Origin of the sequence: Paraburkholderia sp. RL18-101-BIB-B (genome assembly GCF_046026985.1) — a bacterium.
Taxonomy (GTDB): Bacteria; Pseudomonadota; Gammaproteobacteria; order Burkholderiales; family Burkholderiaceae; genus Paraburkholderia.
Genome location: NZ_JARESV010000010.1, coordinates 84,379 through 102,989 on the forward strand (window position 1 = coordinate 84,379; position 18,611 = coordinate 102,989).

The 18,611-nt window shown below is 59.9% G+C and carries 14 protein-coding genes; 12 read left to right on the top strand and 2 right to left on the bottom strand.

Annotated features, from left to right (window positions below; all coding sequences use genetic code 11):
• Window positions 1-23: 23 nt before the first annotated feature.
• From murJ to P0D73_RS17150, 6 genes are all read left to right on the top strand, one after another.
• On the top strand, window positions 24-1,388 hold the full coding sequence (gene murJ / locus P0D73_RS17125; protein ID WP_408178169.1) for a murein biosynthesis integral membrane protein MurJ: 1,365 nt from the start codon (window positions 24-26) through the stop codon (window positions 1,386-1,388).
• Entirely contained in the window at window positions 1,385-2,545 is a 1,161-nt protein-coding gene (locus P0D73_RS17130) for a glycosyltransferase family 4 protein (protein WP_408432219.1), read from the top strand. Before murJ ends, P0D73_RS17130 begins: the two co-directional genes overlap by 4 nt.
• 47 nt (window positions 2,546-2,592) lie before the next feature.
• Complete coding sequence (locus tag P0D73_RS17135) at window positions 2,593-3,717, top strand: glycosyltransferase family 4 protein (protein ID WP_408432221.1); 1,125 nt, start codon at window positions 2,593-2,595, stop codon at window positions 3,715-3,717.
• Between the two features lie 26 nt (window positions 3,718-3,743).
• Window positions 3,744-4,979 (top strand): glycosyltransferase family 4 protein, encoded by a 1,236-nt coding sequence (locus P0D73_RS17140; RefSeq protein ID WP_243658302.1) that lies wholly within the window; start codon window positions 3,744-3,746, stop codon window positions 4,977-4,979.
• Window positions 4,980-5,060: 81 nt separating this feature from the next.
• Complete coding sequence (locus P0D73_RS17145; protein WP_132377531.1) at window positions 5,061-5,798, top strand: DUF2334 domain-containing protein; 738 nt, start codon at window positions 5,061-5,063, stop codon at window positions 5,796-5,798.
• A gap of 41 nt (window positions 5,799-5,839) precedes the next feature.
• Window positions 5,840-6,841 (top strand): right-handed parallel beta-helix repeat-containing protein, encoded by a 1,002-nt coding sequence (locus P0D73_RS17150; protein ID WP_243658301.1) that lies wholly within the window; start codon window positions 5,840-5,842, stop codon window positions 6,839-6,841.
• A 21-nt stretch (window positions 6,842-6,862) separates the two neighbouring features.
• Here P0D73_RS17150 and P0D73_RS17155 read toward each other — a convergent pair whose 3' ends face one another.
• Entirely contained in the window at window positions 6,863-8,038 is a 1,176-nt protein-coding gene (locus P0D73_RS17155; RefSeq protein ID WP_408285267.1) for a glycosyltransferase, read from the bottom strand.
• Between the two features lie 536 nt (window positions 8,039-8,574).
• Here P0D73_RS17155 and P0D73_RS17160 point away from each other — a divergent pair.
• The 6 genes from P0D73_RS17160 (at window position 8,575) to P0D73_RS17185 (ending at window position 16,873) form a co-directional block, all read left to right on the top strand.
• Window positions 8,575-9,630: an EpsG family protein gene (locus tag P0D73_RS17160; protein WP_165923923.1), complete on the top strand. Its 1,056-nt coding sequence runs from the start codon at window positions 8,575-8,577 to the stop codon at window positions 9,628-9,630.
• 311 nt (window positions 9,631-9,941) lie between these two features.
• Window positions 9,942-11,078, top strand: coding sequence for an MraY family glycosyltransferase (locus P0D73_RS17165; RefSeq protein ID WP_408178165.1), 1,137 nt, complete (start codon window positions 9,942-9,944; stop codon window positions 11,076-11,078).
• Between the two features lie 240 nt (window positions 11,079-11,318).
• The gene (locus P0D73_RS17170; RefSeq protein WP_132377528.1) at window positions 11,319-12,017 is read left to right on the top strand and encodes a FadR/GntR family transcriptional regulator; all 699 of its coding nucleotides are present in this window, start codon (window positions 11,319-11,321) and stop codon (window positions 12,015-12,017) included.
• 177 nt (window positions 12,018-12,194) lie between these two features.
• Window positions 12,195-14,012 (top strand): glutamine--fructose-6-phosphate transaminase (isomerizing), encoded by a 1,818-nt coding sequence (glmS, locus tag P0D73_RS17175; RefSeq protein ID WP_132377527.1) that lies wholly within the window; start codon window positions 12,195-12,197, stop codon window positions 14,010-14,012.
• Window positions 14,013-14,024: 12 nt separating this feature from the next.
• Window positions 14,025-15,707, top strand: coding sequence for a glucosamine inositolphosphorylceramide transferase family protein (locus P0D73_RS17180; protein ID WP_408432224.1), 1,683 nt, complete (start codon window positions 14,025-14,027; stop codon window positions 15,705-15,707).
• 998 nt (window positions 15,708-16,705) lie between these two features.
• Complete coding sequence (locus tag P0D73_RS17185; RefSeq protein WP_408178163.1) at window positions 16,706-16,873, top strand: hypothetical protein; 168 nt, start codon at window positions 16,706-16,708, stop codon at window positions 16,871-16,873.
• A gap of 86 nt (window positions 16,874-16,959) precedes the next feature.
• On the opposite strand, the gene P0D73_RS17190 is transcribed toward P0D73_RS17185, so the two are convergent.
• Window positions 16,960-18,183: a GDSL-type esterase/lipase family protein gene (locus P0D73_RS17190; RefSeq protein ID WP_408178162.1), complete on the bottom strand. Its 1,224-nt coding sequence runs from the start codon at window positions 18,181-18,183 to the stop codon at window positions 16,960-16,962.
• Window positions 18,184-18,611: the final 428 nt, after the last annotated feature.

The window sequence follows — 18,611 nt, forward strand, 5'->3', positions numbered from 1 at the left end:
ATCTTTTTAAGGCAGTAACGTCAATGTCTCAGATCGCAGGTTGGCGAAGCCGTCTGCTGCAGATTCATCCCGATCATTCGCGGATCGCACGCAGTGCAGTCTGGGTTTCCTTGTTCGCGCTCATGGGCAAGTCGGCGGGCGCGCTCAAGGAAATGGCGATCGCGTATCGGTACGGCATCAGCAATGTCGTCGATGCCTATCAGCTCACGCTCACGCTGGTCACCTGGCTGCCGGCTACGTTTGTCGCTGTGCTGAGCGTCGTGCTCGTGCCGGCTCTCGTCGAGCTGCGCGGGAGGCCCAGGCAGGAGCAAGCGAAGTTTCTCGGCGAACTCGACGTGATGGCGATTTTTGTCGGCGTGGTGTTCGCGGTCCTTCTCTATTTCGCCTGGCCGCATGCGCTCGACCTGATGGCGCGCAACCTGTCGGAAGAAACCCGCTTGATGTCGCGCCGGATGATGCTCGGCATGGCGCCGGTCGGCATCGTCATGCTGACGATCTGCGTGTATGCGGCACGGCTCCAGGCACGCGAAAAGCATGTCAACACGCTGCTGGAGTGCGTGCCGGCGGTCGTGTTGCTGGGCTTCGTGCTGGCCTGGCACGATCCGAGCTCCCCCGTGCCGCTGATCTTGGGCAGCACGCTCGGCTTTCTCCTTCAGGCGGTGATATTGGGCGTGCTTTCCGGGCGTGCCGACAACATCCGCGCACGGCTCAGCTTCTCTGTCAGCTCGCCGCAGTGGCCCCACATGTACCGCGCGGTCGGCGTGTTCATGATCGGCCAGTTCATCATGAGTCTGGCTACGCCGCTGGACCAGTATTTCGTGGCGGGCCTCGGCGACGGCAACATCGCGACGCTCGGCTATGCCAGCCGCGTGCTCGGCCTGCTCGTCAGCATGGGCGCCGTGGCGATCAGCCGGGCGACCTTGCCGGTTTTATCGGAGCTGCTGAGTGCAGGAGACAACGCTCGCGCCCGAAGCATCGCGCTAAAGTGGTCGCTATTCATGCTGGCGGTCGGTTGCGTGGTGGCGGTGGTGGCGTGGCTTCTCGCGCCGATGGTGGTGAAGCTGCTGTTTCAGCGCGGCGCCTTTAGCGCTGCGGACACGGTGGCGGTGTCTGGCCTGTTTCGCTGGGGATTGATTCAGATACCGTTTTACTTCTCGGTGCTGGTGCTGGTGCAGCTGCTGGCGAGCGAAGGCCGCTTTAAAGCAATGGCGGGCATCGCGGCCGCGAATTTCGCCGTCAAGGTGGTGGCTAATTACTTCCTGATTCGATGGCTCGGCATCACGGGGGTCGTTCTTGCAACCGGCGTCATGGGCCTCTGTTCGTTCGTCTGCTATCTGTTTTTCACGTTGTCAAACGGCTCATTAAAGAACAAGACGGGTCCGCTATGAAGATTCTGCTGTTCATCCATTCCTTGCATTACGGCGGTGCGGAGCGCGTGGCAATGAACCTGTCGAGCGAATGGGTCGCGCAAGGACTGGACGTCAGTGTCGTGACGCTGACATCCACCGCAAGCGACTTCTATGCGCTGCACGACTCGGTCGACCGCATTACCCTCGACCTCGCGGGGGGCAGTGGCGGTTTGGCGGGCGCGGTATTCGCGAATGTGCGCCGAATGCTGGCTCTGCGCCGCGTGCTCAGACAGGTGAAGCCGGATGTCGTGCTCGGCATCGAGACGCGGCCGTCGATCCTCGCCATCCTGGCCGGCCTCGGCCTGCCCTGCAAGGTGATTGCGACCGAGCACATTCATCCGCCGATGCTCTTCGAAGGAAAGCTCTGGGAGTTCTTGCGCCGCTGGACGTACCCCTTCGCGGACAAGGTCGTCGCGTTGACGCAGAAAAGCAAGCTGTGGTTGCAGGACAACTGCAATTGCAAGGCCGTCACCGTGATTCCGAATTCGATCTCGCTGCCGATTCCTGTCGTGGAGCCTATCGTGCCGCCCCAGCAGGTGGTCGGTGCCGGGCGTCGCGTATTGCTCGCGGCGGGACGCATGGCCGAGCAAAAGGGCTTCGATATTCTGATCGATTCCTTCGGCCGGATCGCGAGTGATTTTCCCGCGTGGGATCTCGTCATTCTCGGAGATGGCCATGACCGGGATGCGCTCTTTGCACAGATAGCCGCGGCGGGATTGAGTGAGCGCGTGCTCCTGCCGGGTCAGGTTGGCAACATGCCTGACTGGTACGAGCGTGCGGACCTATACGTGTTGAGTTCGCGGTTCGAAGGCTTCTCGATGACGATCGTCGAGGCGATGGCGAGCGGTTGCGCGGTGGTGAGCTTCGACTGCGACGCGGGGCCCGGAGACATCATCACGCACGGCCATGACGGCCTGCTGGTTCGTCAAGTCGGCGACCCGCAGGAACTCGCCAATGCCTTATCGACCTTGATGAGCGATGACGAGATGCGGGCACTCATGGCAGCGCGCGCGCGTGCGGTCGTCGAGCGGTTTTCGGTGGCCAGGGTCTTCTCGATGTGGCGTGACGTGTTCACGCAAACCGGCGTGAAACCTTCGGGGATCATCGATCGTCCTTCCGTGCGGGTGACGGAGTGAACCCCACGCTGCTTCCAGTCATCAAGCGGGCGGAGACCTGACATTCCATGAATATCGTCTTGTTCATTAGCGCGATGCAGGATGGCGGTGCGGAGAGTGTCGCTGCGACGCTTGTCAATGCCTGGGTCGAGCGGGGCGACTCGGTCACGCTAGTCGCCACGTATTCCGGGCGGAGCACCTGCAACTACCCGGTTTCATCGCGTGTGAAGTTCGTCTATCTGGCTGACCTGGTGACGCGGCGAGGCCGAGGACCGCTCGCTTTTGTCGAGCGCATGAGTGCGTTGCGCGCGCTCATGCGCGAGAGCCAGGCGGATGTGATCGTGTCGTTTCTGACGAATGTGAATGTCGCGACGATTCTCGCATCGCGAGGACTCGGCATTCCCATCATCGTAAGCGAGCACACCAATCCTCTGGCCGATCGCCGTTCGTTGTTATGGAGACTGCTGTGCCGGTTTATCTATCCGAAGGCCGATCTCCTGACCCTGCTGACCGACGACGTGGTCGCGCCGTTCAGAAAGGTCGTGCCGGGAATGAAGGACATCGCGGTGATGCCCAATCCACTGCCCGATGAACTGTTCGTGCAGCAACGGCAACAAGCGACGGCGCGCAAGCGCGTCATTTCTCTGGGGCGGTTGAACAGGACAAAGCAGTTCGACTTGCTGATTCGCGCCTTTTCACTGCTGGCAGACGATTGCCCTGATTGGGACCTGTGGATCTGGGGAGAAGGACCTGAGCGCGCCGCGCTGGAGGCTCAGATCGAGCAACTGCACATGGGGGAGCGGATTTTCCTGCCGGGACGGACGCTGACCCCGTGGAGCGAGCTGGCCAAGGGGCAGGTCTTTGCGATGTCGTCGAGTCATGAAGGCTTGCCCATGGCGCTGATGGAAGGCATGGCGATTGGACTGCCTGTCGTGTCGTTCGACTGTCCTAGCGGACCGAGGCAGTTGACGCGAAACGGCGAGGACGGACTGCTCATTCCGCCAGGCGACGCGCATTCCATGGCCGCCGCGTTACACCGCCTGATTTCGGACGACCCGCTGCGCGCCGAGTTGGGCAGGAAGGCCGCCAAGTCGGTACGGGAACGCTATTCATTGAAGGCGGTATTGCAGATCTGGGACGAGTTGTTCGAGCGGGTCGGGGCGCGCGGCAGGCCTGTTGAATCAACGCATTGAATTGAACCGATGGCATCGTTGTGGTCGTGACCTGCCGTATTCACAAAAAGCTCAGAGATTCAGGAGCGGACATGAACGGACGTAAAGTAGTTCTCTTTGCCAACACCGATTGGTATCTCTACAACTTCCGCCTCTCGCTGGCGCAGAAGCTGCGGCAAGACGGTTATGAAGTGGTGTTGCTCTCTCCGCCGGGCGAGTTCGGGCCCAAGCTGCAGGCGCTGGGGTTTAGCTGGCATGCCATGCCGATGAATCGTCGAAGCCTCAATCCGTTGCGCGAACTCGGCGTGCTCGCGTGGCTCGTGCGGTTTCTTCAACGTGAAAAGCCGGACCTCGTCCACGGCTTCACGATCAAGAGCGCGGTGTACGGATCGCTGGCGAGCAAGCTTGCCGGCGTGCCCGCGCGAATCAATGCCGTCGCCGGCATGGGTTACGTCTTCACGAGCCGGGATTTGAAAGCCCGTGTACTGCGGCCTATCGTGCGCCAGTTGATGCGCTCCGCGTTGAATGGCCGGCGCAATGCGCTGATATTGCAGAATCCCGACGACGTCGCGGTTTTCAAACGGGCGAGAATCGTCGATGACCGGTCGATAAGGCTCATCAAGGGATCCGGCGTGAACTGTTCGCGGTTCTCCGCCCGGCAGGAGACCGATGAGGAAACCCGGGCGCCATTGCGGGTCGTGCTGGCTGCCCGTTTGTTGTGGGACAAAGGGATCGCCGAGTACGTCGAGGCGGCCCGGGCACTGAGAAGTGAAAACCGCTCGGTGAAGTTCCTTCTTGCCGGCTCTCCCGACGACGGCAATCCCGCCTCTGTCTCCCGGGAACTCGTCGAAGGGTGGGTCAACGACGGCCTTCTCACGTGGCTGGGGCATGTCAGCGATATGCCGAAGCTGCTGTCCGAAGTGGACGTCGTCGTGCTTCCGAGCTATCGCGAAGGCTTGCCCAAGACGCTGATCGAGGCGGCCGCGTGCGCGTTGCCGCTGATCACAACCGATGCGCCGGGCTGCCGCGAGGTCGTGAGCTGTTCGGGAGAAGACGGCTTGCTCATTCCCGTGCGCGACAGCGCGGCGCTGGCCGACGCGATCCGCCGCCTGGACGACGACCGGAAGCTCTGCCGCAGACTCGGTCTCGCGGCGCGGGAAAAAGCCCTGAGCGAATTCGACGAATCGATCGTGATCAGCAAGACATTACGGGTCTACAGCGAATTGCTGGACCCCGTGCCTCAAGAAGTCGTCATCGCGGGTCAGCGCGAGCGGCAGATCTGAACCCGGCTGGCGCTTCCGTGCGGATATCCGTCGGACGCCAGGGCAGATTCAAAGAAATATCCTGAAGGAGATTGAGTGGGTATGGTCGCTCCGAAATTCATACTGCGCTTCGATGACGTCACCCCGGAAATGGCCTGGTCGCGATTCGATCCGTTCGATGAGCTTTCCATGGATCAGGACCTGCCGTTGCTCGTCGGCGTCGTGCCTAACTGCCTCGATCAGACGCTGGTTGTCGAGCCGGCGAGAGATGCGTTCTGGGATGCGGTCCGCGGTTGGGTCGATCGCGGCTGGAGCATCGCGCAGCACGGATACACGCATCAATACGTCACCCAGCACCCCGGGCTGTTGCGTCTTGGCAGCAAATCGGAACTGGCCGGCCTCTCATACGACGAGCAGTTTGCCAAGCTGCAGGCGGGAAAAAAGATACTCCAGGAACAAGGTGTCTGGCAGCCGGTATTCATGGCGCCTTCCCACTCGTTCGATGAAGCGACGCTCCGCGCACTAGCCGATCTGGACTTCAAGTACCTGACGGACGGCAGCGGCGTCTATCCGTACAAATTCGGCGGTCTGACCGCGGTGCCGCAGTTGTTCGCCACGCCGGTGCATTTTGGCTTTGGCGTGTATTCCATCTGCCTGCATGTCAATACGCTAAGCGAGGCCGAGATCGACGGAATCATCGGATTCGTGAAGAAAAACCGCTCGCGGTTCATTTCTTTCGCAGAGGCCGCGAGCGTCGAAGCCCCCGTCCCAGGCATCGCGATGGCGATGCGCTTTTTAACGTCTACTCCGTTGCGTGCCATGCGCCGCATGAGGGGCTGAACTTCTTATGGGGGTGTACGGTGCGAAATAGCCGAAGAGCGGTGAATGCTTTTCTCCTCAGCAGCATGGTGGGTGCGATCACGCGCCCGCTCGCTGCGGTGGCCGACGTCGTGACCAATCAGCGCGCCGCGGCCGACGAGGTCGTCGATCGATGGTTCGGAGTCAGCGCGGACGGCAAGACGAATGACCGTGCCGCGCTTCAAAAGGCAGTCGACAGTTCAGTCGGCAAGACACTGGTCATCACAGGCCCATGCAGGATCGATGCGCAAGGGCTGCACATGCGCAGCAACAGCCGCGTGCGCTTTGCTCCCGGCGCGTCGCTCAAACTGCTTCCTCACGACACTCAAAACTATGAGGTCATCCGTATCTGGGACGTGCGGCATGTGCGGCTGGAAAATCCGCGCGTGGACGGCAGCAAGGAGCTGAACACCGTGACCGGCGGAGAGTGGGGCATGGGCATATCGATCGCGGGAAGCACCGATGTGACGATACTTTCCCCCAACACGACCAACTGTTGGGGCGACGGCATCTATATCGCGAACAGCTTCGGCAACGGCCTGCCTTACTCGAGCGACATCCGGGTAATGAATCACTATGCCTCGGGTTGCCGTCGACAAGGGGTGTCGATCATCAGCGGCAGGAATATCCTGTTCGATCATCCCGTGTGGGAAAACATCGCCGGTACGCTTCCTTCCGCCGGACTCGACATCGAGCCGAACGCCAACACGGACGTTATCGAAAATATCCGGATCGTCAATCCGACGACACGACACTGCCAGTTCGGCATTCTCGTCTATCTGGAGGCACTGCCGGGCAGCCGGGAAAAGTACGTCAGCGTCGTGATCAGTGGACACAAGGATGAAGACAGCAGGGAAGCGGCCTACAGCGTATCCGGATTGGCGACGAAAGGCCGCATCGTGACCGGCTATATCACGAGCAATTCACCGACGTGGATCCGTCCGAGGAGAGACGCCTTTGTGAGCACCGACTACGACCGTGCGGGGCCGAAGATCGATATCACGAATCCCACGATCATCCGGTAGCGGCGTTCAATAGCGTAACGCTCAACGCGTTACGCCTTTCGCACGCAGTAATGTCGCGTACATGTCCCGATACTTCTGCCAGCACACCGTAATAGAAAAGCATTCGACAATCCGCTCGCGTGCCAGCTTGCCGAGTTTCTCGCGCTGCTCCAGACTCAACGTCGCCATCTCTTCGAGCGCATCCGACAAACTGACGGGATCTCGCGGCGGAACGACCAGACCGGTGTCGCCGACGAGCTGGCCGGTATCGCCCACGTCCGTGACCACGCATGGAACGCTGCAGGCCATCGCTTCGCCGACGACCGTCGGCAAACCTTCCGTTCGGGATGAGAGGCACAACATGTCGAACGCCGGCATGATTCGATGCAAGTCATTCCGCGCGCCAAGCAAGTGACACACGCGGGTCAAGCCAAGCTCGCTCATCATGCGTGCAAGCGCCTTATTGTTGGCATCGACATCCTTGCCGACCATGACGAAATGGCATTCCGGCACGCGCTGATGAAGCAGGGCGGCCGCGCGCAGGAAGTTATCGTAATCCTTGGCGGGATTGGAGCGTCCGACGATGCCAATCAGTATCGAGCGTGGCGACAAGCCGAGCGAGTTCAGGAGCGTAGCCCTTGCAGTGGCATCCGGCACGAACTTGCGGACATCGAAGCCGTTATGAATCACGCGCATCCTGGAGCGATCGTAACCGTACTCGGCGTGAGTCTTGTACGACGCGTTGGCGCAGCAAATGACCGAGTCCGGCAACTGATTGGAAGTCATTGCGCCGATTCGCGCAAGCGCATTCAGAACGCGCCCGACTTTGGCCGTGGGCACTTCGGTTCGATGGATGCCCCAGACGAGCACGAACCGGTGGCGTTGCCCCCTGAGCCGGAACATCAGCCGCGCCAGCAGTGCCGCCACGCCGCCGAAAATATCCGCGTGATACATCCATGTCTGGACGACATCGGGGTTGGCCTTGACGATCCACCTGGCCAGTCGAATCAGGAGCAGCGGATTCGGAATGCCGGGTCGCATGCCCAGCAGCCTGACTTCCGCGCCGGCGGCGCGCAGACGCTCCGCCATGATATCCAGCGACGACAGGGAAATGATGACGTGCGTGCCGCCGGTGCTGCGCGATTCCGAAACGAGGTTCAGCAGCAGCGTTTCGGCGCCGCCCAAACCGAGGCCCGAGATTATATGGACGATTTTCATTTCGTTCGCACGGTTCGGCATTCGTTGATGTAAACCCGTATCTTTTTCGGTTGGGCAAACAGGTTTCATTTGCAGCAGCACTGAGTTCCACAAACACCATTCATGCCTTGCGGACGGCCGCCTTTTCCTGTCGCGTCGTTTAACGGAGTTGGTATCCGTAATCACGGTAAGACTGGTGAAAGGCTAAGTGATCGGGCAGCCGCCTTACCGTTCGGCATCGTACACAGACCGGGACAATTGTCCGCGGCCATTCCGGATGCGATTTATTGTTGATACGAATTGACGGACTAACGTTCCGTGGTCGATTCAAAACTTGTGTGCCATTCCGCTCGTAATGTCGAACAAAAGCCTGATAGCGTGCAGGGGCGTAATGCGATGTCAGTTCGAAGGCCATTCAATGGCTCGATAGCATCGTCGATTACAGAGCCCGGTCCGCTGAACGGCGATTGCCGGGAGCACATTTGAGCGGCATAAAAATCAACACCTCCTCCGGTTTGCGCAGGGCTGGCAAGCCGACGGGCAAGAGGGAGATGAAAGTGGCACAACAACTCAACTCGAAGTTCCAGTTCCAATCAGTCGGCTACCGATGGTTGCGGCCTTCCATGCTGGCATTCCTGGCATTGGCAGTGCTCATCCTGTGCAGGATCGCCTTCGGCGATCGGAGCAAACTGCTCGATCAGGACAATTACGTTGCGTACTTCAGGGATGCCGATCCGCTCTGGATCATGCATCTTTGGTCCACTAGCCATTCGACGGTGCTCTTCATCGTGAAGACGATCACGGATGAGCTCGGCTGGCGGCTCTGGGTACTAGGCATCGATTCACTGGGCTTCTCACCGGATACCGCGGTGCGGCTGACGGTTGTCGTGCTGAACGTGCTCATGGCGCTTGCCCTCAGCCGCACGCGCCGGCCATTTCTCGGCCTGCTGTTGTGGGCGGTGATCCCTACCGGCCTCGCGACGGTCGGGCTATTTCAGATCCGTCAGGGATTTGCTCTGTCGATTGCCATGTACTTCGCGATGTGCCGGCAGCAGCCCATTCGAGGCGCGCTTCTCGCCAGCATCGTTCACACCACGTTCGCGTATCCGGCCTTGTTCCTGATTCTCGCGCACGTTCTCATGAGGCGAAGCAAGGCGCTGGCAATCGTGGGTGTGGTCGGTGCGGCGCTCGCGATGTCGCTGGCGTCAGCCTGGCTTTTCAACACGTTCGGCGGCCGCCGGCTCGAAGAATACACCCAGCAGGAAGAGTTCACGGTGAACTTCCTGATATCGCTCGCCCTGTATCTGATCGTACCGACGCTCGTGCTTATGCTGCGTCGAAAAAATATCGAGAACACGGTGCGCGAAATGGTCGTCCATAAGATCGCGATCATGCATATCGGCCTGCTCATGTTCCTGATCATTTCCTTCTTCGTGTATCCGTTCGGGACCCAGCGCATTGTCTACTATGGGCCGCTGCTGTTGGCGTTCCTGCTGCCGGAGATCCGCCTCAAGAATTCGCTGGTCCTGTGGACCGTCGCTTTTGTCTTAGGTATTTTGACCTACGACGTTATTAAGAACTATCTGCTGGACACGTACAAGTACTTTCTCTGAGCAGGTGTCCGGTAGCCGCCGGGGAGCTCGTCAATGCGAAGCGCGCTTCCTGTGCGAACCGGACACGAGAACGAGCAATGGTCATTTCATATACACGTCCCGATCCGCCGATAACCTGAACCGGCGTATTCGGCAGCACGCCGCATTTACGCTTATTTGTCGGTTCATAAAATGATCGTGTCGGGGTTGTGTTGGGAATGCCACAGAGGAAAGACTCAAAATAAGAGACGGTGTGCATTACTATCCTTGTCCTAAAAAGACGTTCAAGCGACAAGAAAATAAAAATTCCTCCGTTAATATTGGAGACCGAGATGTTAAATCTTGCGCTTGGCTTTGTTGTCTCATTCCTGGTTATCTTTTTTATCGTGCGAAGTTCGGGTCTGCACGGGTCGCTTACGATGGACCACGACTTGCGCGGCATTCAGAAGAACCACGCCTACGCGGTGCCACGAATCGGCGGAATTGGGATTGCATGTGCCGCCACTGTCGTACCGGTCATACAGCCGCTGTGGGCGACCAACCCCGGGACGAGTCAACTGCTGCTCCTGTTGTGCGCCGTGCCGGTGTTCGCGGGCGGCGTGATCGAGGACATGACCAAGCGCGTGAGTCCGCGCGTGCGGCTCCTGTGCGCGCTCGCTTCGGCGCTCGCGGCCTGCCTGCTGATGCACGCGACGCTCACGCGGGTGGACTTGCCGCTCGTCGATCAGTGGCTGCGCATCGTGCCGATCGGGATCGGCTTCACGATGCTCGGCGTCGCCGGGCTGACGAACGCGGTCAATATCATCGATGGCTTTAACGGACTCGCGTCGGTCGTGACGATGCTGATCTTCGCCTCGATCGGCTACGTCGCGCACAGCGTCAACGACTGGCTCATCATGAGCATGGCACTGACGATGATCGGAGCGATCGGCGGCTTCGTGCTGTGGAACTTTCCGGTGCCTTCCGTCTTCCTCGGAGATGGCGGAGCTTATTTCGTCGGGTTCATCATGGCGGAGCTGCTCATCCTCCTGATCGTGCGCAACCCGGGCGTGTCTGCGTGGTACGCCATGGCTGTCGCCATCTATCCGACCTTCGAGACGCTCTTTTCCATCTATCGCCGCAGGATCGTGCGCGGAAGGCCGGCGGGCGCTCCTGACGGACTTCATCTGCATACGCTCGTGTACCGGCGCATCGTGCGAAAGGGTCTCGACGCGGGCAATCTGCGCCAGCGCGCGCTGCGCAATTCATTTACCTCGGTTTATCTGTGGGTGCTGAGCCTCGTCGGCATTGTTCCGGCTACGTTCTTCTGGGACCGCCCGATCGCGCTTGCCGGCGCAACCATCGCATTCATCCTGGTCTACGTTCAGCTCTATGTGGCGATCGTGCGCATCAGGACGCCGCGCTGGCTGATGATCACGCGGCACGCTCCGGTGGTCGCGCCGCGTGGGGCGGAGCGGCCGCGCCACTGAGGTGCGGGCGGCAGGGCGGGGTAGCTCATGCGTGCCGCCCGGGCTGTTGCGAGCGACGTGTTGCGCTGCGATTTGAATTTCTTTAGATGGTCAGTGTGTGAGGACGTACGTTGCGGGAGCGAAACCCGATGCACCATGTGGTTATACAAAGGCACGGGGGAAAGCCTTGTAAACCACGGCGAAGATTCGAGAAAAGGCGGATCTTGCACATAACACTTCACAGTGTGACGAGAAAATAAAATGAACCACGGATTCGAAGCCTCGCTCGTCAAGCGAGTGGTCAATCAACTGGTGACCGGCATCATCAACGGGGATTACGACGGCGACGTGCTTCCTCCGCAGGTGATCCTCTCGAAGAAGCATGGAGTGAGCCGGGCCATCATGCGCGAAGCGATCAGCATCCTCGTTTCGCGCCGGATGCTCGATGTCAGGACCAAGACGGGGACCCGCATCACGCCTGCGAAAGACTGGCTGATCATCGATCATGAAGTTGCCGAGTGGCGGCTGCGCGCCACGCCAGATCCGGAGTATCTGCATGGGCTGATCGAGTTCCGCAAGCTCGTCGACCCCCGCGCGGCTGCGTTCGCGGCCACTCGCGCGAACCGGCATCAGCGCATTGCGATCACCGCCATGTATCAGACGCTCCAGCGTGCGAGTGGGAATTACGTCGCGGAGAAAGCCGCCGAAGACGCATTGCAGGCGGCCATCGTCGATGCGAGCGGCGACGCGTTGCTCAGCCAGATGGGCAGTATCGTCCGGATGGGGCTGAGGGCCATGCAGGCGATCTCCCACGTGCAAGCGCTCGCGTACGATACGCGGGTCGCCGACTACGGGAAAGTCGTGCGTGCGATCGAAGCTGGCGATGCAGGGGGCGCGAAGGCGGCGATGATGCAACTCATCAGCCATAGCGCGGACCAGCTGCTTGGAGAAACGGTTTGAGTTGATTGTGGGGCGCCGCCGTTGCCTGGAGGCGGACAATTTAATTCGGATGCCTATAGAGAAGAAATATGCGCGAAGCAACGGATCGCTTTAGCGCATCACAGCATGCTTTATGAAGTCCACGCGATATTCCAACACTGTTGAGTCGCGATACGGGCTAAACCATCGGAGGGGAATATGTGTGGAATCGTGGCGGGGATCGCGGAACGCAATGTCGTTCCGGTATTGCTCGAAGGCCTGCGGCGGCTGGAATACCGTGGCTATGACTCCTGCGGAGTGGCGGTGCTTCGGGACGGCGCGCCACACCGCGTGCGCAGTCTGACGCGGGTTCGCTCCCTGGATGCCGAGGTCCGCGAGATGGGCCTCGAAGGCGCGACGGGCATCGCGCACACGCGTTGGGCCACGCACGGTGCGCCGGCGACCCAGAACGCGCATCCCATCTTCTCGAAGAACGAGGTCGCGATCGTTCACAACGGCATCATCGAGAACTTCGAGGCGCTGAAAATCAAACTGAGCCGCGCGGGCTATGAATTCGCGAGCCAGACGGACACAGAGGTGATCGCTCACCTGATTCACAGTTGCTACCAGGGCGATCTGGCGGATGCGGTGCGTCGCGCGGTAAGCGAACTGCGCGGCGCCTATGCAATCGCCGTCTTCTGCAAAGCCGAACCGGAACGCGTGGTGGGCGCGCGATATGGCTCGCCGCTCGTGATCGGGATAAACGGCAAGGAATCGTTTCTTGCGTCGGACCCGCTTGCGCTGTCCGATGTCACCGACCGGTTCGTGTTCCTGCAGGACGGCGACATCGCCGACCTCTCCCGCAGCGGCACTCGCATCATGAACCGCGACGGCGAGCCGGTCGTGCGCGAGGCGCGCACGTTGCGCCACCCGCCCACCGAGGCAGCGCTCGGGCCGTACCGTCACTTCATGCAAAAGGAAATTTTCGAGCAGCCGCTCGCTGTGTCGAAAACGTTCCCCCGCAACAGCGCGTTCGACGCCACGCTCTTCGGTGCAACCGATCCGAATGCGTTCGCGCAGATCGACCGCATCCTGCTGCTCGGCTGCGGCACGAGTCACTATTCCGCGATGACCGCCAAGGCGTGGTTCGAATCGATCGCGAAGATTCCGACCCAGGTCGAGATATCCAGTGAATACCGATACGGCGAGACGATCGCGGGCAAGAACACGCTCGTGGTGCCCGTTTCGCAATCGGGCGAAACCGCCGACACACTGGGTGCGCTGATCCATGCGCAATCGCTGGGTCAGGAACACACGCTCGCCATCTGCAACGTGGCGACGAGCGCGATCGTGCGACAGTCGCGCTGGTCGTTCATTACGCAAGCCGGGCCCGAGATCGGCGTCGCATCGACCAAGGCCTTTACCACGCAACTCGTGGCGCTGTTCGTTCTCGCGGTGACGCTCGGCCGCTCACGCGGATACGTTGACGACCAGCAGGAAGCGAACTATCGGTCGCAGCTCTCGGGCCTCTCCACGGCGCTGCAGGGCGTGCTTGCGCGCGAACCGCAGATCATCGCGTGGGCGCACGAGATCGCGCGCACGGACAGCGCGATCTTCCTCGGCCGCGGGGCGCACTTCCCAATCGCGCTGGAAGGCGCGTTAAAGCTCAAGGAGATTTCGTACATTCACGCCGAGGGCTATCCCGCCGGCGAACTGAAGCACGGACCGCTTGCGCTCGTGACCGATGCGATGCCGGTCGTCGTGACCGCGCCGAACGACGGCTTGCTGGAGAAACTCAAGTCGAACATTCAGGAGGTTCGTGCGCGCAGAGGCCAGGTGTACGTCTTCGCCGATGCCGATGCGAATCTGTCAAACGAGGAAGGGCTGCGCGTCATCCAGATGCCCGAGTACTACGGGGCGTTGTCGCCGATCCTGCACGTGCTGCCTCTGCAATTGCTCGCGTATCACACGGCGTGTACGCGAGGGACCGACGTCGACAAGCCGCGCAACCTCGCGAAATCGGTGACGGTGGAATGACGCGCGGGGCACATGCATATTGATCTACGAAGACAATCAGCGATGAACAAGATAAAGGTCGGGGTTCTCGTCGACGACATTGCGTTGCCGGCCTGGGTGAATCACATGCTGGGGCAGATTGCCACGGAGGAGGGCATGGAGGTCGCCCTTGTCGTCAAATATGCGTATAAACAGCGGCCGGAAAAGAAGATCGCTGCGCAGGCCGCTCCGTGGCTGTTGTCGCTGTGGATGGCGCTCGACAAGCGGCTCGTCAAGGTTGGACATGACGCGTTCAGGACCGAGCCGCTGGTCTCGACGCTGCCGGGAATCCCGACCTTGAATGTCGAGGTGGAGAGCAGGGAATGCGGGGATCACTTAGATGCTCGCGACCTCGCGAACATCGCCGCCTATGGCATCACCGTATTCTTGCGGCTGGGCTCGCTGCGCCCTTGCGGCGAGATCTTCGATACGGCTTCTTGCGGCATCTGGTCGTATCGGCATGGTGATGAGGTTGTCGAACGTGATGGACCCGTCGGCGTGTGGGACATTCTTCTCGACCGCGCAACGACGGCGTCCGCCTTGCAGTTTCAGACCCGCGCGGGCGAGCGCCCGCACACGCTGCAAAGATCCTGGTCGATGACCTACCCGGTGTCGATTCACAGGAATCGCAGCCACTGCTACTGGAAGACGCTTTCGTTCGCGCCGAGAAGGTTGCGCGAGCTTAGGCAGATCGGCGAGGAAAACTTCAGGCTGAAATACACGAAGGCTGATACGCCGCCGGCGTTCTATTCCGGAGAGAAAATCGCCGAGCCGACCAGCGGATCCTATGGCAAGTTCATCGGCCAGTTGTTGGCGCGCACCGTTGCAAAGAAGGCAAGCGGACTGCGCAAGTTCGAACAGTGGATGCTGCTGTATCACTTCGGCGAGAACGGTCATCTCCCTGACCGTCTTTTCGAATTCAAGCAACTGGTGCCTCCCAAGGACCGTTTCTGGGCGGACCCGTTTGTCGTCGAAAGACATGGCGAGTATGCGGTGTTCCTCGAAGAACTTGAATACTCGAAGAACAGGGGTCATCTTTCGGTTATCCGTTTCGATGCCAACGATCAACCGATCTTGCCTCCTGTGAAGATTCTGGAGCGGCCGTATCACCTGTCTTATCCTTTCATGCTGGAGGAGGACGGTGAGCTCTACATGATTCCGGAGACGAACGAGAGCAAGGCCATCGAGATTTACCGGTGCACGCGGTTCCCGGATCAATGGGAACACGTCATGAACCTGATGGACGACGTCATGGCCGTTGACACCACGATCTGGCGTCACGACGGCAAATATTGGCTGTTCGCCTGCATGCGGGAAAACGAGCACGCACCGCTGTCCGACGAGTTGTTTCTGTTCTGGTCCGATTCGCTGTTGACGCAGGACTGGCATCCTCATCCGTGCAACCCGATCGTGTCGGATATCAGAACTGCCCGCCCCGCAGGGAACATTTTCGAGCACCAGGGGCAGTGGTATCGGCCCGCGCAGGATTGCAGCGGCAAATACGGGCGCGCATTGTCGTTTCAGCGTATCGACGTAATCGACGAGACGACCTACAAGGAGACGCCGGCCAGCCGGATAGAAGCCAACTGGGACGCAAGCATAGATCGCGTGCATACGTTCAACCGGGCGGGGAGATTGACTCTTATCGACGGGATGAAAACGCGCGGTAAATTGTGACTCACCGCAGTATAAATCCCCTCTCGATACTGCATCTCGGCAGACTGCACAACGCCTTTGCGATGGCGAGTCATCAAGCAGAGTCGTAGACGGCACTCGGTGAATCCAGCATGCGGGGCTATTGAAGCAAACAGCCCCGCGTGACGCCGGGGCTGTCAGAATTCACATCCTTCCCTATCACGGCGTTCTCTTTCGTCCGGACGGCCCATGAATCTCGGGCGAGTCTGCGTGAGCGCTATCGGCATCGTCGCGAGTAACCGGACGCCGTGCGTGAGCCTTCCTCTTCCCGCTTGCGAGCGGCCTTTCGTATTCCTCTCGCTCCCGTATTGCGCCGTTGTGAACCAGCGCGCAAAGGAAGAGTACGACGAAGAGCCATACTGAAACTATTAGAATAATTGTGGTTAATGTGGTCATGGCGAGCCTGATTTATTGGAATCGATTGATGGGCGCGAACGACTGTGGAGCGTTCAATCCAGGCGATTCAACCTGGTGCCGTATATTTACCGATCGCCATTTTGGTCCCCCTTCTTTTAATGTATTTGATGGCGATGTTGGAGCTAAAGGCACGCCTCTTCTGCGGCGCTGCGCACACTCAAATCAAACTGCGCGGGAATACGCGGACAATAAGCAACCCGGCTAATGGGCAGTGATCCAGGCGCGATGAACGCCGCCGTGGTCATATTCCCAGCCATGGGATTCTTGCTGCGGCTTAACGGACGCGGGCAGGTGAGGTACAGTGCAGAACTCGTCGTCCTCCCTGAGCCGCTCCAGGCGCTTTTGCCTGCCAGCCGCTCAGGGGGGGCGGCGCGGGTATCGCGTGTCTTGCTAACAACTTAATGGAGCGTTATAGGAAAGGCAGGGTTGAGCTAGCTAATCGGGTGTGGCACCCGGATGTGCCAACAACGTCCGCATGCGCAATGACATGTGATTAGATTGCAAACCCTGGGATTGGTAAAGCCTGCATCGATCCGCGCTTGCCCTTGACTCACGGAGGTCATATGACTCTTTTGGGCATCATCGGGACGGTTGTTTTCGTCGCGGTTGTCGTGCTCTCGTTGCTGGCGGTGGTGGACGTCCTGTTTTCTACGTCCGATAAAAAGAAGATTTCAAAGAACAATGCTGGAGCACGAAAATCGAACGGACGCCGAAGATGGTTGCGTAAATGAGTTTGCCTGCACAACCGCCGGACGGCCCGCGGCTCGCATGTCGCGGTGAAGCGGTTCTCGCGGAACGCGATCCTCTGACCGCACGCTTACGGCGCCTGAATGGGCGACCCGGCCGTCAGCGCATCCAGATCTAACGCGTTGGCGATTGCTTGCAAGCCCGCTTCGTTTGGATGGAGGTTATCGCCGCTGTTATAGGCCGGCAGTAAAACAGCGGGATTGGCAGGGTCGCTGACTGCCTTCGCCTGATCGAGTACCGCGTCGCAGCCGCTAGTCGCACTCAGGATAAATGCGTTCACTTCCTGACGCGCAGCTTCGATGCTGTCCGTCGCGCCGAACGGCGTCAGCGTGGAGCAGATTGCCTTGATGTCGGCGCGATGCGCCCGCTCGACGAGCTGCCGCAATGCGCTGATCAACTGCGGAGCCGTGGAAGGTCTGTCGGTGTTCAGATTGTTGATTGCATCGTCCGAGATGACCACCCATTTCGCACCCGGTTGTTGGAGCACGTCGCGACCGAAGCGTCTGAGACCAGACTGGCCGGCGCTATTGGTGAAGAAGTTATTGCCGCTGATGCCCTGGTTGAGCACGCCCACCGTCATTCCGGCCTGTTGCAGCCGTATCGCGAGGCGATTGGGCCAGCGCCGGTTGCCATTGACACTCGATATGAGGCCGTCGGTTATGGAGGCGCCAAACGTGACGATCGCGCCCGTCGCCGCCTCGTTCTGCACGTCGAGATTCGTCAAGAAATAGTAGGACTGGCCGCCTGGGGAGATTGTGGTCCCGCCGGTAAAGGCCGGGTCGGCGCCCACGTCTCCAGCGGCAATATACAGGTCTTGCAGGCCATCGACGTGGCCCGTCGAACGCGGCGGGGTTCGCACGGGGAGATAGAGGCTGATGGCGACATCGGCAAGCGGAGGGACCTCGAACGCGATCGGGTCGCTCACGACCGAAGCGCCCACGGGAATCGTGACGTTCCGCTGGCCGCCGAACGTGACGGCGCGGTCGCTGCCGACCACTGTTTTTTGACCTTGCGCGCGCCGCGCGATTTGAGCTTCGCCGATTACCAGAGGCTCGGAGCCGAATAGATTCGACAGATGGATTCGCGCGGATGTTCCGCCGATGCTGGTGCGCACGATCTGCCGCAACGTCTGATTATTGAAGCCGTCATCGTCCGTGATGGATGGCGAAACTGACCACGTGCCTATCCAGGGTGCGGACGTCCCGATCCCTTGCGCACGATAGCGGGTTGCATCAGGCAGCGCGATGGAGATGACCACGACCGCTTTTAGAAGCGCTGGAATCCATCGTTTCACATTCTTCCCCTCGTGGACGGCCGAACAGGGGCCACGAAGCCGGCCGCGCGGCGAAGAACGGATGTTGCAATCTCTTTTGCAAACGCACCGCCCAATGTTCTTATCGTGCAGCGCATGAGCCTGATCCTCTTTCCAGTTTGATGGTTTTCGGTCGATTGGAGCGTGCTTTGCGCGGGCGTTCGGTACGCTAGATAACACAGCGCAAAGCGGCGCGAGAATTAGATTCATCTGCTCGCAACAAATCGGTATTTAAAGCATCGTGCCACGAGACGTTCTTTGCGACGCATGTAATTTTGTGTGAGGTCGCACATAGCATCGTTGCCTCGCGCAGTAATCTGTTTGCGAGGGGACGGTGCTCATGGTCAAGCACAAGGCATTGTCGGAATGCGACTGGTCGCCGGCGCCTGCCGGCAGACAGATAAATACTT